We start from the raw sequence: 1,213 nt of genomic DNA, 5'->3' as shown, positions 1-1,213 counted from the left end.
TAAGACGCAATATCGCAAGATGGAGCAAATCTATAAAATATGTCCCAGTTCGGATTGGGGTCTGCAACTCGACCCCATGAAGCCGGAATCGCTAGTAATCGTAGATCAGCCATGCTACGGTGAATACGTTCCCGGGTCTTGTACTCACCGCCCGTCACACCATGGAAGTTGATCTCACTCGAAGCAGGGATGCTAAAATAGCTACCTTCCACAGTGGAATCAGTAACTGGGGTGAAGTCGTAACAAGGTAACCGTAGGAGAACCTGCGGTTGGATCACCTCCTTTCTAGAGTACAAATAGATATTCTCTCACAAGATATCTATAAGAAAGATATAAGTATTAATATTTATACTTATAGTGTAATAGACAACTAACTCAATCATCCTTGTTTAGTTTTCAGAGATTGTTTTAAAATTAGTAATAGAGCTAAAGGGGAATTAGCTCAGCTGGGAGAGCGCCTGCTTTGCACGCAGGAGGTCAGCGGTTCGATCCCGCTATTCTCCACCATAAGGGCCTGTAGCTCAGCTGGTTAGAGTGCACCCCTGATAAGGGTGAGGTCATAAGTTCAAGTCTTATCAGGCCCACCATTAAAAAATATAAAAAATATAAAAAGTATTTTTATACAAAGCTTATAAATACATAGTTTAACAAAGAAGTATTTTATAATAAAAACAACTATATTTTAAATGATAGTTTTTTTATAAAATTATCTTTTAATTTTATAAAAATATAAGTATTATTAGATAAAATACCAAACTTTATTTTTTTATTATAAAGTTTAATTAGAGAGTTAAACAATAAAGTTGATAAAAATCAATTATCTCTTATATGTTAATTTTCTAATTAGATTTTATAATCTAAATGTTATTTAAATTATCATTGTTAAAAGTCACAAAAAGTTTTAATAAAATAAAACAATTTTACAGGACTTGTTAAAGCTTTATATCTATATAAATATAAAAGCAAATCTTTTAAGTTTAACTGTTATCAAATTTAAAAGTTTAAAGATTATACACGAAACAATAAAGTTTTTAAAACTTACTTTATAGTTTATAATCTCTTTCCGTCTTAATTTATATGATATAAACATTATAAAATAAATCATTATTTTATCTTTAACAAGGAAGTGATGCGAATTAGAATATCAACATAATAAATAATTCTAATAAGACTTTTCATTAAGCGATAACATCTATCTATATATAATACGAAG

Annotated in this window: 2 tRNA genes and 1 rRNA gene; all 3 read left to right on the top strand. The window is 29.8% G+C overall.

Annotated features, from left to right (window positions below):
- Nucleotides 1-285 (top strand): 16S ribosomal RNA (locus O6B72_RS09335); the annotation flags it as partial.
- A 146-nt stretch (nt 286-431) separates the two neighbouring features.
- Nucleotides 432-507, top strand: a tRNA-Ala gene (locus tag O6B72_RS09330).
- Between the two features lie 3 nt (nt 508-510).
- Nucleotides 511-587: transfer RNA gene (locus tag O6B72_RS09325), tRNA-Ile, on the top strand.
- Nucleotides 588-1,213: the final 626 nt, after the last annotated feature.

This window comes from Campylobacter ureolyticus, assembly GCF_027277485.1.
Classification (GTDB): domain Bacteria; phylum Campylobacterota; class Campylobacteria; order Campylobacterales; family Campylobacteraceae; genus Campylobacter_B; species Campylobacter_B ureolyticus_B.
Note: the sequence above shows the minus strand (reverse complement) of the source record. Positions and strands in the feature narration are given on the sequence as shown.